The organism is uncultured Granulicatella sp. (genome assembly GCF_963528195.1).
In the GTDB taxonomy this organism is placed as follows: Bacteria; Bacillota; Bacilli; order Lactobacillales; family Aerococcaceae; genus Granulicatella.
The window spans coordinates 1-14,563 of the sequence record NZ_CAURVN010000004.1 but is presented as its reverse complement, the minus strand read 5'-3'; the positions used below and the strand labels follow the sequence as shown (position 1 = coordinate 14,563).

At 34.3% G+C, this 14,563-nt stretch carries 15 protein-coding genes; 1 reads left to right on the top strand and 14 read right to left on the bottom strand.

The window, feature by feature from the left end:
• Positions 1-13: 13 nt before the first annotated feature.
• The 7 genes from hrcA to truB form a co-directional block, all read right to left on the bottom strand.
• A complete protein-coding gene (gene hrcA / locus RWR88_RS02130) occupies positions 14-1,054 on the bottom strand; it encodes a heat-inducible transcriptional repressor HrcA (protein WP_314450417.1) in 1,041 nt (346 codons plus the stop codon).
• Between the two features lie 326 nt (positions 1,055-1,380).
• Complete coding sequence (locus tag RWR88_RS02125) at positions 1,381-2,028, bottom strand: aspartate/glutamate racemase family protein (RefSeq protein ID WP_314450415.1); 648 nt, start codon at positions 2,026-2,028, stop codon at positions 1,381-1,383.
• A gap of 113 nt (positions 2,029-2,141) precedes the next feature.
• A complete protein-coding gene (gene efp, locus RWR88_RS02120) occupies positions 2,142-2,705 on the bottom strand; it encodes an elongation factor P (RefSeq protein ID WP_006702601.1) in 564 nt (187 codons plus the stop codon).
• A gap of 61 nt (positions 2,706-2,766) precedes the next feature.
• Positions 2,767-4,062, bottom strand: a complete 1,296-nt coding sequence (gene purB / locus RWR88_RS02115) for an adenylosuccinate lyase (protein ID WP_314450414.1) — start codon at positions 4,060-4,062, stop codon at positions 2,767-2,769.
• An 11-nt stretch (positions 4,063-4,073) separates the two neighbouring features.
• Positions 4,074-4,505: a GNAT family N-acetyltransferase gene (locus RWR88_RS02110; protein WP_314450413.1), complete on the bottom strand. Its 432-nt coding sequence runs from the start codon at positions 4,503-4,505 to the stop codon at positions 4,074-4,076.
• 11 nt (positions 4,506-4,516) lie between these two features.
• On the bottom strand, positions 4,517-5,458 hold the full coding sequence (ribF, locus tag RWR88_RS02105; RefSeq protein ID WP_314450411.1) for a riboflavin biosynthesis protein RibF: 942 nt from the start codon (positions 5,456-5,458) through the stop codon (positions 4,517-4,519).
• A gap of 15 nt (positions 5,459-5,473) precedes the next feature.
• Positions 5,474-6,376, bottom strand: coding sequence for a tRNA pseudouridine(55) synthase TruB (gene truB / locus RWR88_RS02100; RefSeq protein ID WP_314450409.1), 903 nt, complete (start codon positions 6,374-6,376; stop codon positions 5,474-5,476).
• Between the two features lie 184 nt (positions 6,377-6,560).
• Between truB and RWR88_RS02095 the strand changes: the two genes are divergently transcribed.
• Positions 6,561-7,406, top strand: a complete 846-nt coding sequence (locus RWR88_RS02095; protein ID WP_314450408.1) for a DegV family protein — start codon at positions 6,561-6,563, stop codon at positions 7,404-7,406.
• A 210-nt stretch (positions 7,407-7,616) separates the two neighbouring features.
• On the opposite strand, the gene RWR88_RS02090 is transcribed toward RWR88_RS02095, so the two are convergent.
• The 7 genes from RWR88_RS02090 to rimP form a co-directional block, all read right to left on the bottom strand.
• Positions 7,617-8,768, bottom strand: coding sequence for a DUF819 family protein (locus RWR88_RS02090; RefSeq protein WP_314450407.1), 1,152 nt, complete (start codon positions 8,766-8,768; stop codon positions 7,617-7,619).
• Between the two features lie 393 nt (positions 8,769-9,161).
• Complete coding sequence (gene rbfA, locus RWR88_RS02085; protein ID WP_314450406.1) at positions 9,162-9,521, bottom strand: 30S ribosome-binding factor RbfA; 360 nt, start codon at positions 9,519-9,521, stop codon at positions 9,162-9,164.
• Between the two features lie 36 nt (positions 9,522-9,557).
• Positions 9,558-11,933 carry a translation initiation factor IF-2 gene (gene infB / locus RWR88_RS02080; protein WP_314450404.1) on the bottom strand — a complete coding sequence of 792 codons (2,376 nt, stop codon included), beginning with the start codon at positions 11,931-11,933 and terminating at the stop codon, positions 9,558-9,560.
• Positions 11,934-11,945: 12 nt separating this feature from the next.
• Positions 11,946-12,272 carry a ribosomal L7Ae/L30e/S12e/Gadd45 family protein gene (locus tag RWR88_RS02075; protein ID WP_006702590.1) on the bottom strand — a complete coding sequence of 109 codons (327 nt, stop codon included), beginning with the start codon at positions 12,270-12,272 and terminating at the stop codon, positions 11,946-11,948.
• Positions 12,259-12,561 (bottom strand): RNase P modulator RnpM, encoded by a 303-nt coding sequence (gene rnpM, locus RWR88_RS02070; RefSeq protein WP_006702589.1) that lies wholly within the window; start codon positions 12,559-12,561, stop codon positions 12,259-12,261. The genes RWR88_RS02075 and rnpM overlap by 14 nt, the downstream gene beginning before the upstream one ends.
• An 18-nt stretch (positions 12,562-12,579) precedes the next feature.
• A complete protein-coding gene (gene nusA / locus RWR88_RS02065) occupies positions 12,580-13,689 on the bottom strand; it encodes a transcription termination factor NusA (RefSeq protein WP_314450402.1) in 1,110 nt (369 codons plus the stop codon).
• 38 nt (positions 13,690-13,727) lie between these two features.
• On the bottom strand, positions 13,728-14,201 hold the full coding sequence (rimP, locus tag RWR88_RS02060) for a ribosome maturation factor RimP (protein WP_006702587.1): 474 nt from the start codon (positions 14,199-14,201) through the stop codon (positions 13,728-13,730).
• Between the last annotated feature and the right edge of the window lie 362 nt (positions 14,202-14,563).

The window sequence follows — 14,563 nt, the reverse complement described above, 5'->3', positions numbered from 1 at the left end:
CTTCCATCTCCTTTTATAAATTTTTATAATATTGCTCCATTGTTGTTGTGAGCTCTTCTTGTAATCCTTTAACAATCGATAGGACATTCGAATACGGCATATTTTTAGGTCCTAATAAAGCAATGATTCCTTTATCGTGTTTTGGAGTTTCATAGCTTGCTGTAATAATACTAAATTCTCCTAATAATGGATCATCCATCTCAGACCCTAAACGAATTTGGATATCTCGGTTAGAAGGCATCACTAATTCGTGCATCTTCGATTGGTCATCCATTAATCGATAAATTTCTTTTAAATGATGGACATTGGCATGTGAGTCGAAGTAGTTTAATAAATATCTTCTTCCTGCAACATGGAGTCTATCTTGTTCAAATTGGTTCATCATATCTTGAATCACTTTAACAATTTGAATTTGAGAATTCATATATCGATTCATTAAAGCTGGTAAATCAGACTTCAAACGTTGGAGAACTGTTTCTAGTGGCAAGCCAATCAATTCCTCATTAATGATTCGAACGACTTTATCTAAGTCGGAATCATCAATCGCACTTGGAATCGAGTAAACTTTATTTTCAACTAAACCATTGCTCATGACTAAAATCGCCATCACTTGGTTTAGCCCTAGTCGAACGAGTCGAAATCCGGATAATGTAGCACTCCTTACTTCGGGTCCAATGGAAATTGTTGTGTAATTCGTCAGTGTCGACAAAATATCTGCCGAAACTTTAAAGACATCTTGAATTTCCATGGTCGATTGTTGGAAAGTTTCACGGATTTGATTTCGAATACTTAATGAAACTGGACTGTTCTGAACGGGTAGAATATTATCTAAATAATAACGATACCCTTGATTCGATGGAACTCTTCCTGAAGAGGAATGGTTTTTTTCAAGATATCCCATCTCTTCTAGTTTCATCATTTCATTACGAATGGTTGCAGAGCTAACTGCTAAACCCGTTTGCTGCATCAACTTTTTTGATCCAACTGGTTCTAATGTTTCCGTATATAGTTGAATAATCGATTGTAAGATTAGCAATTGTCTATCGGTTAACATTTTGGTCACCTCTCTTTAGCACTTGACTAAGACGAGTGCTAACCACATGTATAATTTATCATATTGGTCAAAGTAAGTCAATAATAAAACACTCGGACTTTAGTCTGATTTTTAAAATATTTTTTATATATTAAAAAAGGCTATGTATCGGGATTTTATCCTTTTACATAACCTTATATAATCTAATAATATATAGACTGTACTATGTAGTAACAAGGTCGCAAGCAGCCAGCTAACACTGTCTCATTGCTAAAAATTAAGACAGTAGTCTTAATTTTTCCCTATAGTTTGCTACTACATATCAGTCTAATATTTTTTGACCTTTATTATAGTTTCTCTTTTAAGGTGCGAACCATGTATTCTCCAACGTCAATAATTGGGAGTTTGGTCAAACTTTCTAATTCTTCTTTGATATATGGAAAATGAGTACATCCTAAAATAACAGCCTCTACATTACTTCCATTGAAAAATGAAAATAAACTACTAAAGTCAAACTTTGTTGCAATTTCTTTTGGTGAGAGATTGGCTTCAATCGATTTGACTAATTCAAGTAACGTAATTCCAATGACTTGTAAACTAGGATTAGCTTTATATAAATTATTCTCCACTCCCATTAATCCATGAGAGTTTGCTGCCATTACAGCTACTTGTTGATAATCCATTGCTAATTGACGATACATTTGCATTGGCGTAATCATTGGCATCTCATACTCCTGAGATAATTGATCAAAATCTACTACCGAGCTAAGAGAATTACAATAAACAAAAATGGCATCATATTCCGCACGTAGTTTTTCAACTTTTTCTCTCATAAAAGCCATTCTATATTCACTAGAGGAAGATTGAAAAGTTGTTTGTTCAATCGGATTATTCGAAATAGGCACTGGCAAAATATCTACAAAGCCATGCTTTTCTAATAATTCCTTTCCTAATCTTGAATCAACAGGCGTTCCACCCATTACTGCAATTTTCATCTCTATCACCTCTTGTTCACTTTTTGCTAGTGTAACATAGGATAGTAGAAATGGAAACAGAAGCGTATCAAAAAAACAGTTTGCTTTCGCAAACTGTTTCTTTTCTTTCTTCATTATTTAGTTGCACGACGTACGTATGTACCTTCTGAAGTGTTTACTTCTAAGTACTCGCCAGCTTCGATGAAGTCTGGAACGTTTACGACTAATCCTGTTTCCATTGTTGCTGGTTTACCAGAACCTGTAACAGTAGCACCTTTAATAGATGGTTGAGTTTCAGTTACTTGTAATACAACTGTTGAAGGTAATGAAACCCCAATTACTTCTGTTCCGTAGAATTGAATTTTAACTTCCATGTTTTCCAAAATGTATTTCAATTCGTTTTCGATTGTTTCTTCTGGAATTTCATATTGTTCATAGCTTTCTAAGTCCATGAATACACCAACGTTATCTTGGCTGTATAAGTATTGAACGTCTTTTGTATCAATGTGAGCACGTTCTACTTTTTCATCAGGTCTCATAGTAGTATCAACTGTTGATCCGTTACGAACGTCACGGATTTTCATACGCATTACAGTATTTCCTTTACCTGGTTTGTGGTGGCTGATTTCCAACACTTTAATTAATTTTCCATCAAGAATGAAAGTCATTCCTGCTTTTAAATCACTTACGTTAATCATGTTAACTCTCCTTCATATTTTGTTTACTATACGTTTATACCATATTTTTTAGAAAAATGCACTAGTCAAGTCCAACTCTGTGGAAAATTTCATCAACTTGTCGAATATGATAGTGATAATCAAAGGCATCATTCAATTCTTCAGTCGTTAAATGTGACATAATTTCTTCGTTGTTTTCAATAATTTCTCTGAATGAACGTTGTTCATCCCAAGCTAATGCTGTACATGGTTGTACTAAGTCATAAGCTTTTTCACGGCTTAATCCTTTATCAATTAATTTCAATAAAACACGTTGGCTATAAATTAATCCAAATGTTGCATCCATATTTTTAAGCATACGGTCAGGAAATACCGTTAAGTTCTTAACAATATTACCAAAACGATTTAACATATAATTTAGTAAAATTGTGCTATCTGGAATAATAATACGTTCTGCTGAAGAATGCGAAATATCTCTTTCATGCCATAAATTGACATTTTCATACGCTGTTACCATGTGTCCACGAATCACTCTTGATAAGCCAGCCATATTTTCTGAACCAATCGGGTTTCTCTTATGTGGCATTGCAGAAGAACCTTTTTGACCTTTTGCAAAAAATTCTTCGACTTCACGTGTTTCTGATTTTTGCAAGCCACGAATTTCAGTGGCGAATTTTTCAATACTAGTCGCAATTAAAGCAATCGTTGAAATATAATCCGCATGTAAATCTCTCGATAAAATTTGTGTTGAAATTTCTTGAGGACGAATTTGTAACTGCCCACATACATACGCTTCTACAGAAGTTGGAATATTGGCAAAAGTTCCAACGGCTCCACTAATTTTTCCAGCTTCAACACCTTGGGCAGCACGTTCAAATCGTTCGATATTACGTTTCATTTCTGAATACCATAATGCAAGCTTCAATCCAAAAGTCGTTGGCTCTGCATGTACCCCATGCGTTCTTCCCATACAGACGGTATATTTATGTTCAAGTGCTTTTTGTTGGATAATCTCTAAGAAACGTCTTAAATCTTTGCGTAAAATATCATTCGCTTGTTTTAATTGATAACCATAGGCAGTATCCACAACGTCTGTACTTGTTAGACCATAATGAACCCATTTACGTTCTTCCCCTAATGTTTCGCTCACTGCACGAGTAAAAGCTACAACATCGTGTCTTGTTTCTTCTTCAATTTCTAAAATTCTTTCCACTGAAAAACTAGCATTCTCACGAATTTTTTGGACATCAACTTTAGGAATCTCTCCCAACTCTGCCCAAGCTTCGCAAGCTAAAATCTCAACTTCTAACCAACAACGATAACGATTTTCATCTGACCAAATATTGGCCATTTCCGGTCTTGTGTAACGAGTAATCATACAAATGCCTCCTATTTTAAAATCATATCCATATGTTCAATTCCAACTAGCTGATAAGGTTGTGACCAAACTTCGAAGCCTAATGATTCATAGTACTGCTGTAAATACATTTGTGCATGAATCATAATCGGCTGATCGACATACCATTCTTGACAAATTTCTATCGCTCTTTCCATCAGTGCAGTTCCTTTTCCTTGTCTACGATAATCTTCATCAACAATGACACGTCCAATATGAGCTCCATCCACTTCTTGGAAAATTCGTAAATAAGCAATCACTTTACCATTTTCATCTGTTTCAAATAAATGCCACGCTCTTTTATCAATCTCATCAATTTCTTGATAATTTAATTGTTGTTCAACAATAAAAGTTTGAATTCTTGCTTTATAAATTTCAATGACTTCTTTTTTAGATAATTCGTCAAAATTTTTCAAGTACCACATATTTTTCACCATTATTTTTTAAAATATTTTTTAGTATTTACTTCATCTTCTTTTAATTGAGCAATAAGTGCTTCTACTCCATCGAATTTTAATTCGTCTCGTAAATAATGTAACCATTTTACTCTTACAGGGAATTCATAAATATCTCTTTGAAAATCTAAAATATAAACTTCAATGGTAATTTTCGTTACATCATTAAACGTTGGATTCACTCCAATCGAAGCCATCGCAGGATACCACTTATCTTCTACTTGAATTTCTACAATGTAAACTCCTTTTTTCAATAAATAAGTGTCCGTTGAAACATCAATATTCGCTGTTGGAAATCCTAATAAGGCACTTCCACGTCCAAAACCATGAACAACTTTTCCAATCATTGTATATTCATAGCCTAATAAGGCATTTGCTTCTTCAATTTGACCCGTTTCTAAATAGTGTCGAATCGCTGTTGAACCAATTTTTTGTTTTTCTGTCTGCTGTTCAGAAATCGTAACAATTGAAAATCTTTCTTTTGCATTAGTGGGTAATAATTCCATATTAGCAATCTCTTTTTTTCCATAAGTGTAATCAAATCCAGCAACAACCGTTACAGCATTTAGCCCAACCATATATTGGTCAACAAACTCTTGAGGACTTAATGAAGCAAATTCTTTTGTAAAATCAATAACGTAGAAAATATCTACGCCAAACTCTTCTAATAACTCTACCTTTCTTTCAAAAGGAGAAAGGTATTGTAACTCATCTGGATCTGCTCCTTGGAAAATAATGGAAGGATGATGGTCAAATGACATTAACGCTAATTTCACGCCTAATTCTTGAGCTTTTTCCTTTGCTTGTTGAATCACTTCCTGATGCCCTAAATGAATTCCATCAAAAAATCCTAGTGCCAACACAATCGGCTCTTGAACAATTTGAGAAGGTTCATAAGGATGGGTGATTTTTATAATTTGCATGTTATCTCTCTTTCCTTAAAACATTTTAATCGGTTTTAATAGTCCTTTTTTCTCAGGATGAGGTCCGTATAAGGCTATTAATTCACCTTCAATATAAAAAGTTGAAGGTTCTACCACTTGAGGTAATTCTTTAGTAGTTAAAATGGCACCATTTTTTACTTTTGTCATGAATTCCTCACTAATATCTACTCTAGGATATGTACTAAACATTTCTTCTAAAGGTCGAAGAATCGATTCTGCTTGCTGTTGTTCCACTAAAGCTTCTAATTGTGATAAGGTCACACATTGTTCTGACATAAATGGTCCACTTTTAATACGAGTTAACTGCGACATATGAGAAGGTACTCCTAGTTTTTCTCCTAAATCAACAGCTAATGTACGAACATAAGTCCCTTTACTGCAACTAACTTCAAAAGTCCATTTTTGTGTTTTCGTCACTTCATCATATTTAGGAGTCGAAGTTCGTTTAAACTCGTAGATATTTACTTTTCTTTCTGGACGTTCTACAACTTCTCCTTTTCGAGCATATTCGTACATTCTTTTACCATTAACTTTCACAGCAGAATACATTGGAGGAATTTGAGTAATTTCTCCAATAAAGGTTTCCATCATGGCATCAATTTCTTCAGTTGTAAATGGAGTCATAATCGCTTCTTGTTTCACAATTTCTCCATGAGCATCTTCTGTTTCAGTCGCAATCCCTAAACAAATTTCTCCTTGATAGACTTTATTGGATTCTAATAAATACTCTACCACTTTTGTTGCTTTTCCAACACAAATTGGTAAAACTCCATCTACTTCTGGATCTAATGTACCTGAATGCCCTACTTTTTTCGTTTGTAATAAGCGTCTAACTTTAAAGACACAGTCGAAAGAAGTCATTCCTTTTTCTTTCCATAGTGGTAAAATTCCGTCCATTGATTTCTTCCTTTTTCAATAAATTTAACTTAATAACTTATCATATTTTATCACAGATTTTCTTAAAAAAAAACAAATCCTATGCTAGAATACTCCTCTATCCTTAGTAAAAAATATTAATGCTAGGTGTTTAGTAAAAAAATATGCTATGATAGAAATACATTAAGTTAAAAGGAGTGACAACATGTCTCGTATAATCATAGTGACAGATTCAACTGCTGATTTAACCGAACAAGAAATCCAAGATTTCAATATTCATGTAGTTCCATTAAATATTACCATTCAAGAGGAACATTATTTAGACGGTGAAACTATTACAAAAGAAGAATTCAAAAATAAAATGATTGCAAGTTCTGAATTACCAATGACTGCTCAACCTTCTATTGGTCGTTTTGTAGAACTGTATGATGAATTAGGAAAAGACGGTTCTGAAATTATTTCTATTCACTTGATGAATTCGATTAGTGGAACTGTAAATGCTGCAAGACAAGCAGCAGATATTACTGAATCAACTGTAACGGTTGTTGATTCAGACTTCACTTCTCGTTCAATGGGAATTATTGTTCGTGAAGCTGCGAATGCTGCCAAAGAAGGCAAAAGTGCTGAAGAAGTTTTAGAAGTTATTGAAAGTACTCGTCAACGCACAAAATTATATTTAACGGTTTTAAACTTAGATAATTTAATTAAAGGTGGCCGTATTAGTCGTGTCATGGGAGCTTTCTCGAATTTATTAAACATTAAACTATTCTTAGAAGTCATCAATGGTAAAATTGAAATTGTTCAAAAAGGGAGAGGTTTAAAGTCTCTTCAAAAGAAATATGATGAAGTTTTTGAGGAAATGAAAGCTTCCCCTAATGGGATTCAAGAAATTGGGATTATGCATGCTGGATTGAATGAGTTTAATCAATCTCAAATCGATACTTTACGTGAGTTATTCCCAGACGCTAAACTTACAATTGTAATGACTTCACCAATTATTATGAGCCATACAGGCGTAGATGCAATGGCGGTTACTTACCTAACAAAATAATTTATCTTTTTTATAGACTTCCTGTGATAGTAGTATTAGGACGGCAGCAGACCTGCGGTCTCATGCCTAAATTTTGAGCCTTTGATCTCAAAATTTCCTGAACGATAAGCCAGAGGCTTATCGTTCCCATACTACTATAGGAAGTCTTTTTCCAAATAAATAAGACAAACATCTTCTTAGTTTTTTCTAAGTTGATGTTTGTCTTTTGTTTTACATGAGTAAGTTTCCTATTAATATTCCAATATAGGTTCCTAATATATATCCTAATGTTCCTACTAGCATGGTTGGTGCTACGAAGCGATGCCAGCCTTTTGATACTGCCATGGCTGCTGCTGTTGTTGGGCCTCCAATGTTTGCATTTGATGCTAAAATAGCTTCTTCAATGGTAAATCCAAACACTTTTGCCCCTAAGAATGTCACGAACATATTTACAAAGACCATAATGGCACAGAACACTAAAAGTAATGGAGATTTCGCAATAATTGCCTCAATTGAAGCAGGAATCCCGATTACAACAAAGAATAAATAAATTAAGAAAGTTCCAATTTCATTTGCTCCATGAATTTTCTTGAAAAATGAAGAAAAAATTGTTGAAGCCGCAACTGTTAAAGTTGTTAGAATCAAATATTTATTAGAAATAAATTGAATCACACTATTTTGTCCAAGAGTCGCAATTCCTTTTGATAAACTAAAGCTTACCGTTACAATAACTACTGCAATCGCAAATACAAAGGCAATATCTTGTAACGTTACTACTGTTTTTGAATGATATTGTTTAGAGTCTTCTAATTCTTCATTTGAATAAGCAGATTTAAAATGTTTTTTGAAAAATGCCATAGATGGAATCATTAATAAAATTAAGAAATAAAATACCATTAATAAATTATCAGCTACGGTAGCTGCAGAAATTAATTCTTTTGGAATATCAAATGCAGAAGCAACTGCCACAAAGTTAACTCCACCACCGATATAACTTCCAACCATCATTCCGGCAATATGATTCAATACGGGAATCAATTTTCCTAAGAAAGCATATCCTACTAAAGCCCCCAATATAGTTCCTACAGAACTAATTAAGAAAATCATTAATAGACGTCCACTTTCTTTCCATATTTGTTTTAAATCACATGTGAATAGCAACATCGGAATCGCTAATGGAACTACAACATCCCATACTTGATCATAAACAGGAGATTCAACAGGAATGATGCCAACATTACTTAATGTAGCTGCTGCTAATAAACCAATAATAGGACCACTAATTTTCGATGCCCATTCATAATGATTTTCTAAATAAATACTTGCTGTTGCAATGACGATAATAATGGACCAAAGAATCCATGTCTCATTTGCAGAAATCATAACACACCTCTTTTATTCATAGTGTTTTTATTATACCACAGTTAATTTAAATTTATTATTTTTTATAAATAAAATTTGACTTCTCTGTAGTAGCTTGGGACGCAAGCAGCCTCGCTTTTGCGAGTCTCATTGCTAAAAATTGAGCCTAAGGTCTCAATTTTTCCAGTAATGGAATCCTGATAAAGGATTCCATTACTGGAGCTACTAAGGAGAGTTTTTTTATTTGTTATAAAATAAATGACTGCCCACAGTAGTAAGCGTAAAAGTAGCCAATTGGCTACTTTTACTAGGAAAGTTCGAGACCTAGGCTCGAACTTTAGGCATGAGATTCGCTTTGCGAAGCTGCTGCCGTCCTTTACTACTGTTTTAGCAGTCATATTTTTTTGCTTGTATTTAACGATCCTCGTCTTCTTGTTGGATACTCTTCAACAATTCTTCGATATGGTTTCCATAATCAACAGACTCATCACGTTTAAAAATTAATTCAGGCGTTTTATAGAGAGATAAACGTTTCCCTAATTCACGACGAATTAAACCTTTAGATTTTTCCAATCCACACTCAGTTGCTTGGCGCTCACTCGCTAAAGTTTGCAAAGTTGTATAATAAACCGTCGCAATTTGTAAATCACCCGTTACATCTACCTCAGTAATCGTAATTTCTTGCACACGAGGATCACGAACTTTTTTTGACAAAATATCATTCACTTCTCTCAAAATCTCTTGAGAAACACGACCAACACGGAAATTCGCCATTTGATACTCTCCTCTCTTCATTCCATCATTTAATGACTATTTTCTTTTAATTTCAACCATTTCAAATGCTTCGATAATATCATCTACTTTAATATCATTGTAGCCTTCAATCATAATTCCGCATTCAAATCCTAATTTCACTTCTTTAGCATCATCTTTGAAACGTTTCAAGCTTGCTAATTCACCTTCATAAATAACAATGTTATCACGGATTAAACGAACTTGACTAGAACGTTTAACAACCCCTTCAGTAACATATGAACCAGCAATTGTACCTAATTTAGATACTGTATAAGTTTCACGAACGATAGCAGAACCAGTAATTTTCTCTTCAAATTCAGGATCTAACATACCTTTCATCGCTGTTTCAATTTCATCAATAACATTATAAATAATACGGTGTAAACGAATATCTACTTGATCAGATTCAGCTTGAATCTTCGCTTGAGGTGTAGGTCTTACGTTGAAACCAATAATAATCGCATTACTTGCTGTTGCTAAAGTAATATCACTTTCATTGATTGCCCCAACAGCTGTATGGATAATTTTCACACGTACGCCTTCAACTTCAATTTTTTGTAAACTTGAAGCTAATGCTTCTACAGAACCTTGTACGTCAGCTTTAATAATGACGTTAACTTCTTTCATTTCTCCATCTTTTAATGTTGAGAATAAGTTATCTAAAGTAATACGGCTTGATGCATTACGTTGTTCAATTAAAGCACGTTTTGCACGTTCTTCACCGGCTGCACGAGCTGATTTTTCATCTTCAAATACTACGAAGCGGTCTCCTGCTTGTGGAGATGCATTTAACCCTGTAATTTCAACTGGAGTTGCTGGAACAGCTGTTTTCACACGACGACCTTGGTCATTCACCATTACACGAACACGACCAAATGTATTTCCGACAACGATAGGGTCTCCAACTTTAAGAGTTCCTTCTTGAACTAATAATGTTGCGATAGGTCCTTTTGTTTTATCTAAACGAGCTTCAATAACTGTACCTAAGGCTAAACGATTAGCATTTGCACTTAATTCTTGCATTTCAGCTACTAATAAAATCATTTCTAATAATTCTTCGATATTTTGATTGAATTTAGCAGAGATTTCAACGAAGATTGTATCTCCACCCCATGCTTCAGGAACTAAACCTAAATCAGATAATTCTTGCATTACACGACCTGGATTAGCAGCTGGTTTATCAATTTTGTTTACAGCAACAATAATTGGAACATCTGCGGCTTTTGCATGGTTAATTGCTTCGATTGTTTGTGGCATTACACCGTCATCAGCAGCAACTACAATAATTGTAATATCAGTGATATCCGCACCACGAGCACGCATTGTTGTAAATGCCGCGTGACCTGGTGTATCTAAGAATGTAATTGGTTTGCCATCAATTTTAATTTGGTATGCACCAATATGTTGTGTAATTCCTCCAGCTTCTCCAGCTACTACAGAAGAATTTCTTAATTGGTCAAGTAAAGTTGTTTTACCATGGTCAACGTGTCCCATGATTGTAACAACTGGAGGACGAACTGCATGTGAGTCGCTCTCAGCAGCTGCTTCTTCAAAGTATACATCTAAATCAGAAATATCTTTTTCGATTTTTTCTTCAGCATCCATACCATAGTCTGCTGCTAATAATTCAATCGCATCTTTCGATAATCCTTGATTTAATGTTGCCATTACTCCTAATAAGAATAATTTTTTAATAATTTCTGCTGGTTCACGTTTAATCTTTTTAGCTAATTCAGCAACTGTCATTCCATCAGTATATACTAATACATCTGGTAATTCATGGAATTTACGTGCTGGAACTGCTGGTTTTTGTTCAGCATTCTTTTGTTGTTTACGATTATTTTTTTGATGACGATTTTTCTTATTAAAGTTTTCTTGTTGATTACGTTCGCCACCACGTTTTTGATTTCCACGTTTGAAATCATTATTCTTTTTAGATTCACGATGATTTGAATATGATTCTTCATCACGTGATTGATGTTTTGGTCCTTTGTTTGCTACTGTTTCTTGTTTTTGCATAGATTCCTTCTTATGTCCATGTTTATTTTGATTTTGGTTTGGTTGATGATTTTTATCCTGTTGTTTTGGTGAATGTGCTGGTTTATGTTCAGCTTTTTTCACTGATTCTTTTTTAGCAGTTTCCTTTTTAGGTTGCGCTGCTTCTTTTTTTGCCTCTACTTTTTTAGGCGCAGGAGTTTCTTTCTTTTCAACAACTTTTTTTGGAGCTTCTTTCTTTGTTGACATTGAAGCTTTAATTGTTGCGATTTCTCCATCTTCCATTGTTGACATATGGCTGTTATAACTAATGCCTAATTGTTTTGCTTTTTCGATAATGTCCTTACTAGGTAGTTTTAACTCTTTTGCAAGTTCATATACACGTGTTTTTGACATACGTTCACCTTCCTATTCGTTCATATCGTTAAATCCTTTCATCTTCATCAGACTTTTTGTAAAACCTTGATCAGCAATGGCGATAATCGAACGTTGTTTTCCAATCGCCTGCGAAACTTCTTCCGTTGTAAATTGCTGAATAAAAGGGATTTCATAATATTCACATTTGTTTTTGATTTTCTTTACGGTATTCTCACTACTATTTGTTGTACAAATAACGAGATTCACTTTTTCTTTTTGAATACTTTGCAGTACTTGCTCTTCTCCAGATATTAGTTTACGAGCACGAGTCGCCATACCTAATAAATTGAGAGCTTTCTTTTTATCAATGCTTTCCATCACTAAATAACTCTTTTCTAGCTTTTTGGTGATCCACATATTGCAATAGTTCTTCATAGAAACTATCTGGGATTTCGATTTCTAATTGACGTTCAAATAAATGATTCTTCCACGCTTTTTCAACAAGAGTCGGTTCTAATGTAATATAAGCTCCTCTTCCATTGACTTTTCCAGTAGGATCAATTTGAGCGACACCTTCACTGTTACGAACAATCCGTACCAATTCTTTCTTAGGCATCATTTCTCCAGAAGCTATACAACGACGCATTGGAACTTTTCTTTTTTTCATAAGATGCCTCCTTCTTGATTATTCTTCAGTTTGAACTTCTTCGCTTGAAGCTTCTTCAACTGTAGGTAATTCTGAATCTAATTGGTCTAAATATTCTTGATAAGCTGATTCTGATTTAATATCAATACGGAAACCAGTTAATTTAGCAGCTAAACGAGCATTTTGTCCACGTTTCCCAATCGCTAATGATAATTGATGATCTGGAACTACAACGATGCAGCTATTACGATCAGAATCAAAATCTACTTTCACAACTTGTGCAGGATTTAATGCATTCGCAATGTATACAGATGGATCTTCGTTCCATTCAACGATATCCATATTTTCACCATTTAATTCATTTACGATATTTTGTACACGTTGTCCACGAGGTCCTACGCAAGTACCAACTGGATCTAAGTTCGTATCTCTAGAACGTACTGCAACTTTCGCACGATCTCCTGCTTCACGAGCAATCGAAACGATTTCTACAACTCCTTCGTAAATTTCAGGAACTTCTTGTTCAAATAAACGTTTTAATAAATCTGGATGTGTACGACTTACGAAAATTAATGGACCTTTAGTTGTGTTATCAACTTTAGATACTAATACTTTAATACGTTGATCTGGTAAATATTCTTCAGTAGGAATTTGATCTTGTTTTGTCATTCCTGCAACAATTTTACCTAAATTCACATATACATAACGGAAATCTTGACGATCAACTACACCTGTCATAATTTCATTTTCATATTCGATAAATTCGTTATAAATATTTGTACGTTCAGCATCTCTTAAACGTTGCATAATGACTTGTTTCGCTGTTTGTGCAGCAATACGTCCAAAATCTTTTGGAGTTACTTCAAAACGAATTTTATCTCCAACTTCATAAGCTTTATGTAATTCATGAGCTTCGTCAATACTCACTTCAAGTGTTGAATCAAATACATATTCCACAACTTCTTTCACTGCGTATACATGCATTTTTCCTTTTTTAGCATCAAATTCAACTTCAACATTTTGTGCTTGTCCATAGTTTTTCTTATAAGCAGAAACAAGAGCCGCTTCTAAAGCTGTAATCACAACTTCTTTAGAAATCCCTTTTTCTTCTTCAAGAATATTTAATGCTTTAATCATTTCTTTACTCATAATGTGACTCCTTTGTCAAAAATGTTTCTAATTGATTCCTAGAATTGAATCGCTAATCGAGCTTTTGCAATATTTTCACGTACAATCGTAACTGATTTTTTACGCGTTTTAATTTTCACTTCTAAAGTCACTGACTCATCAGTTACTTCTGTTAAAAATCCTTCTAAAAACTTTTCACCTTCAACTTGTTGATAAAAAGATAAATGAACATATTGTCCAATCGCTTCTTTCAAATCTTTCTCAGTTTTCAGAGGACGTTCAGCACCAGGAGAAGATACTTCAAGGAAATACGCTTGAGGAATCGGATCTGGATCTTGTGCATCTAATAATTCACTAAATTTTTCACTCATAAACGCACAATCATCTAAATCAATTCCACCTGGTTTGTCAAGGTAAAAACGTAAAAACCAATTTTTCCCTTCTTTTACAAACTCTAAATCGACTAATTCAAACCCTTCTGCTTCAATAACTGGCAAAGCGAGTGTTGAAACTAATTCTGCAACTTTACTCATAGATAACCTCCTTTACATAACTGCGTAAAAAGAGTGAGCATTCCTGCTCACTCTCCTTTCCACGTCATCTTAATTCATAAATAGTATAGCACAGATAAAAATATCAATCAAACAAAACGCTCAAACGGATGAGCGAAACAATAATGGAGCTACTACCAAACTAACTAACAATCTTAAATAGCACCCCATCAAGCAAACAGCGAAGCGCATTTGCTAAACGAAAGAACGTTAATGAGATTTCCATACACTACATCCTAAACGTACCCTCGTATTATGACCGAAACACCTGGGATTGGGCGCTGTTGTGAAATCATGACCACCCGTCTAACGGGTGGTTTGAACCGGGGCTATAAGCCCAGATT

Bases quoted from the DNA above. Each gene is read 5' to 3' on its own strand.
- rnpM (WP_006702589.1), bottom strand. From the start codon at position 12,561: ATGAAAAAAAGAAAAGTTCCAATGCGTCGTTGTATAGCTTCTGGAGAA.
- infB (WP_314450404.1), bottom strand. From the start codon at position 11,933: ATGTCAAAAACACGTGTATATGAACTTGCAAAAGAGTTAAAACTACCT.
- RWR88_RS02090 (WP_314450407.1), bottom strand. From the start codon at position 8,768: ATGATTTCTGCAAATGAGACATGGATTCTTTGGTCCATTATTATCGTC.
- purB (WP_314450414.1), bottom strand. From the start codon at position 4,062: ATGATTACTCGTTACACAAGACCGGAAATGGCCAATATTTGGTCAGAT.
- RWR88_RS02125 (WP_314450415.1), bottom strand. From the start codon at position 2,028: ATGAAAATTGCAGTAATGGGTGGAACGCCTGTTGATTCAAGATTAGGA.
- efp (WP_006702601.1), bottom strand. From the start codon at position 2,705: ATGATTAACGTAAGTGATTTAAAAGCAGGAATGACTTTCATTCTTGAT.
- hrcA (WP_314450417.1), bottom strand. From the start codon at position 1,054: ATGTTAACCGATAGACAATTGCTAATCTTACAATCGATTATTCAACTA.
- nusA (WP_314450402.1), bottom strand. From the start codon at position 13,689: ATGAGTAAAGAAATGATTAAAGCATTAAATATTCTTGAAGAAGAAAAA.
- truB (WP_314450409.1), bottom strand. From the start codon at position 6,376: ATGGACGGAATTTTACCACTATGGAAAGAAAAAGGAATGACTTCTTTC.
- ribF (WP_314450411.1), bottom strand. From the start codon at position 5,458: ATGCAAATTATAAAAATCACCCATCCTTATGAACCTTCTCAAATTGTT.
- rimP (WP_006702587.1), bottom strand. From the start codon at position 14,201: ATGAGTAAAGTTGCAGAATTAGTTTCAACACTCGCTTTGCCAGTTATT.
- rbfA (WP_314450406.1), bottom strand. From the start codon at position 9,521: ATGGCGAATTTCCGTGTTGGTCGTGTTTCTCAAGAGATTTTGAGAGAA.
- RWR88_RS02075 (WP_006702590.1), bottom strand. From the start codon at position 12,272: ATGGAAAGCATTGATAAAAAGAAAGCTCTCAATTTATTAGGTATGGCG.
- RWR88_RS02095 (WP_314450408.1), top strand. From the start codon at position 6,561: ATGTCTCGTATAATCATAGTGACAGATTCAACTGCTGATTTAACCGAA.
- RWR88_RS02110 (WP_314450413.1), bottom strand. From the start codon at position 4,505: ATGTGGTACTTGAAAAATTTTGACGAATTATCTAAAAAAGAAGTCATT.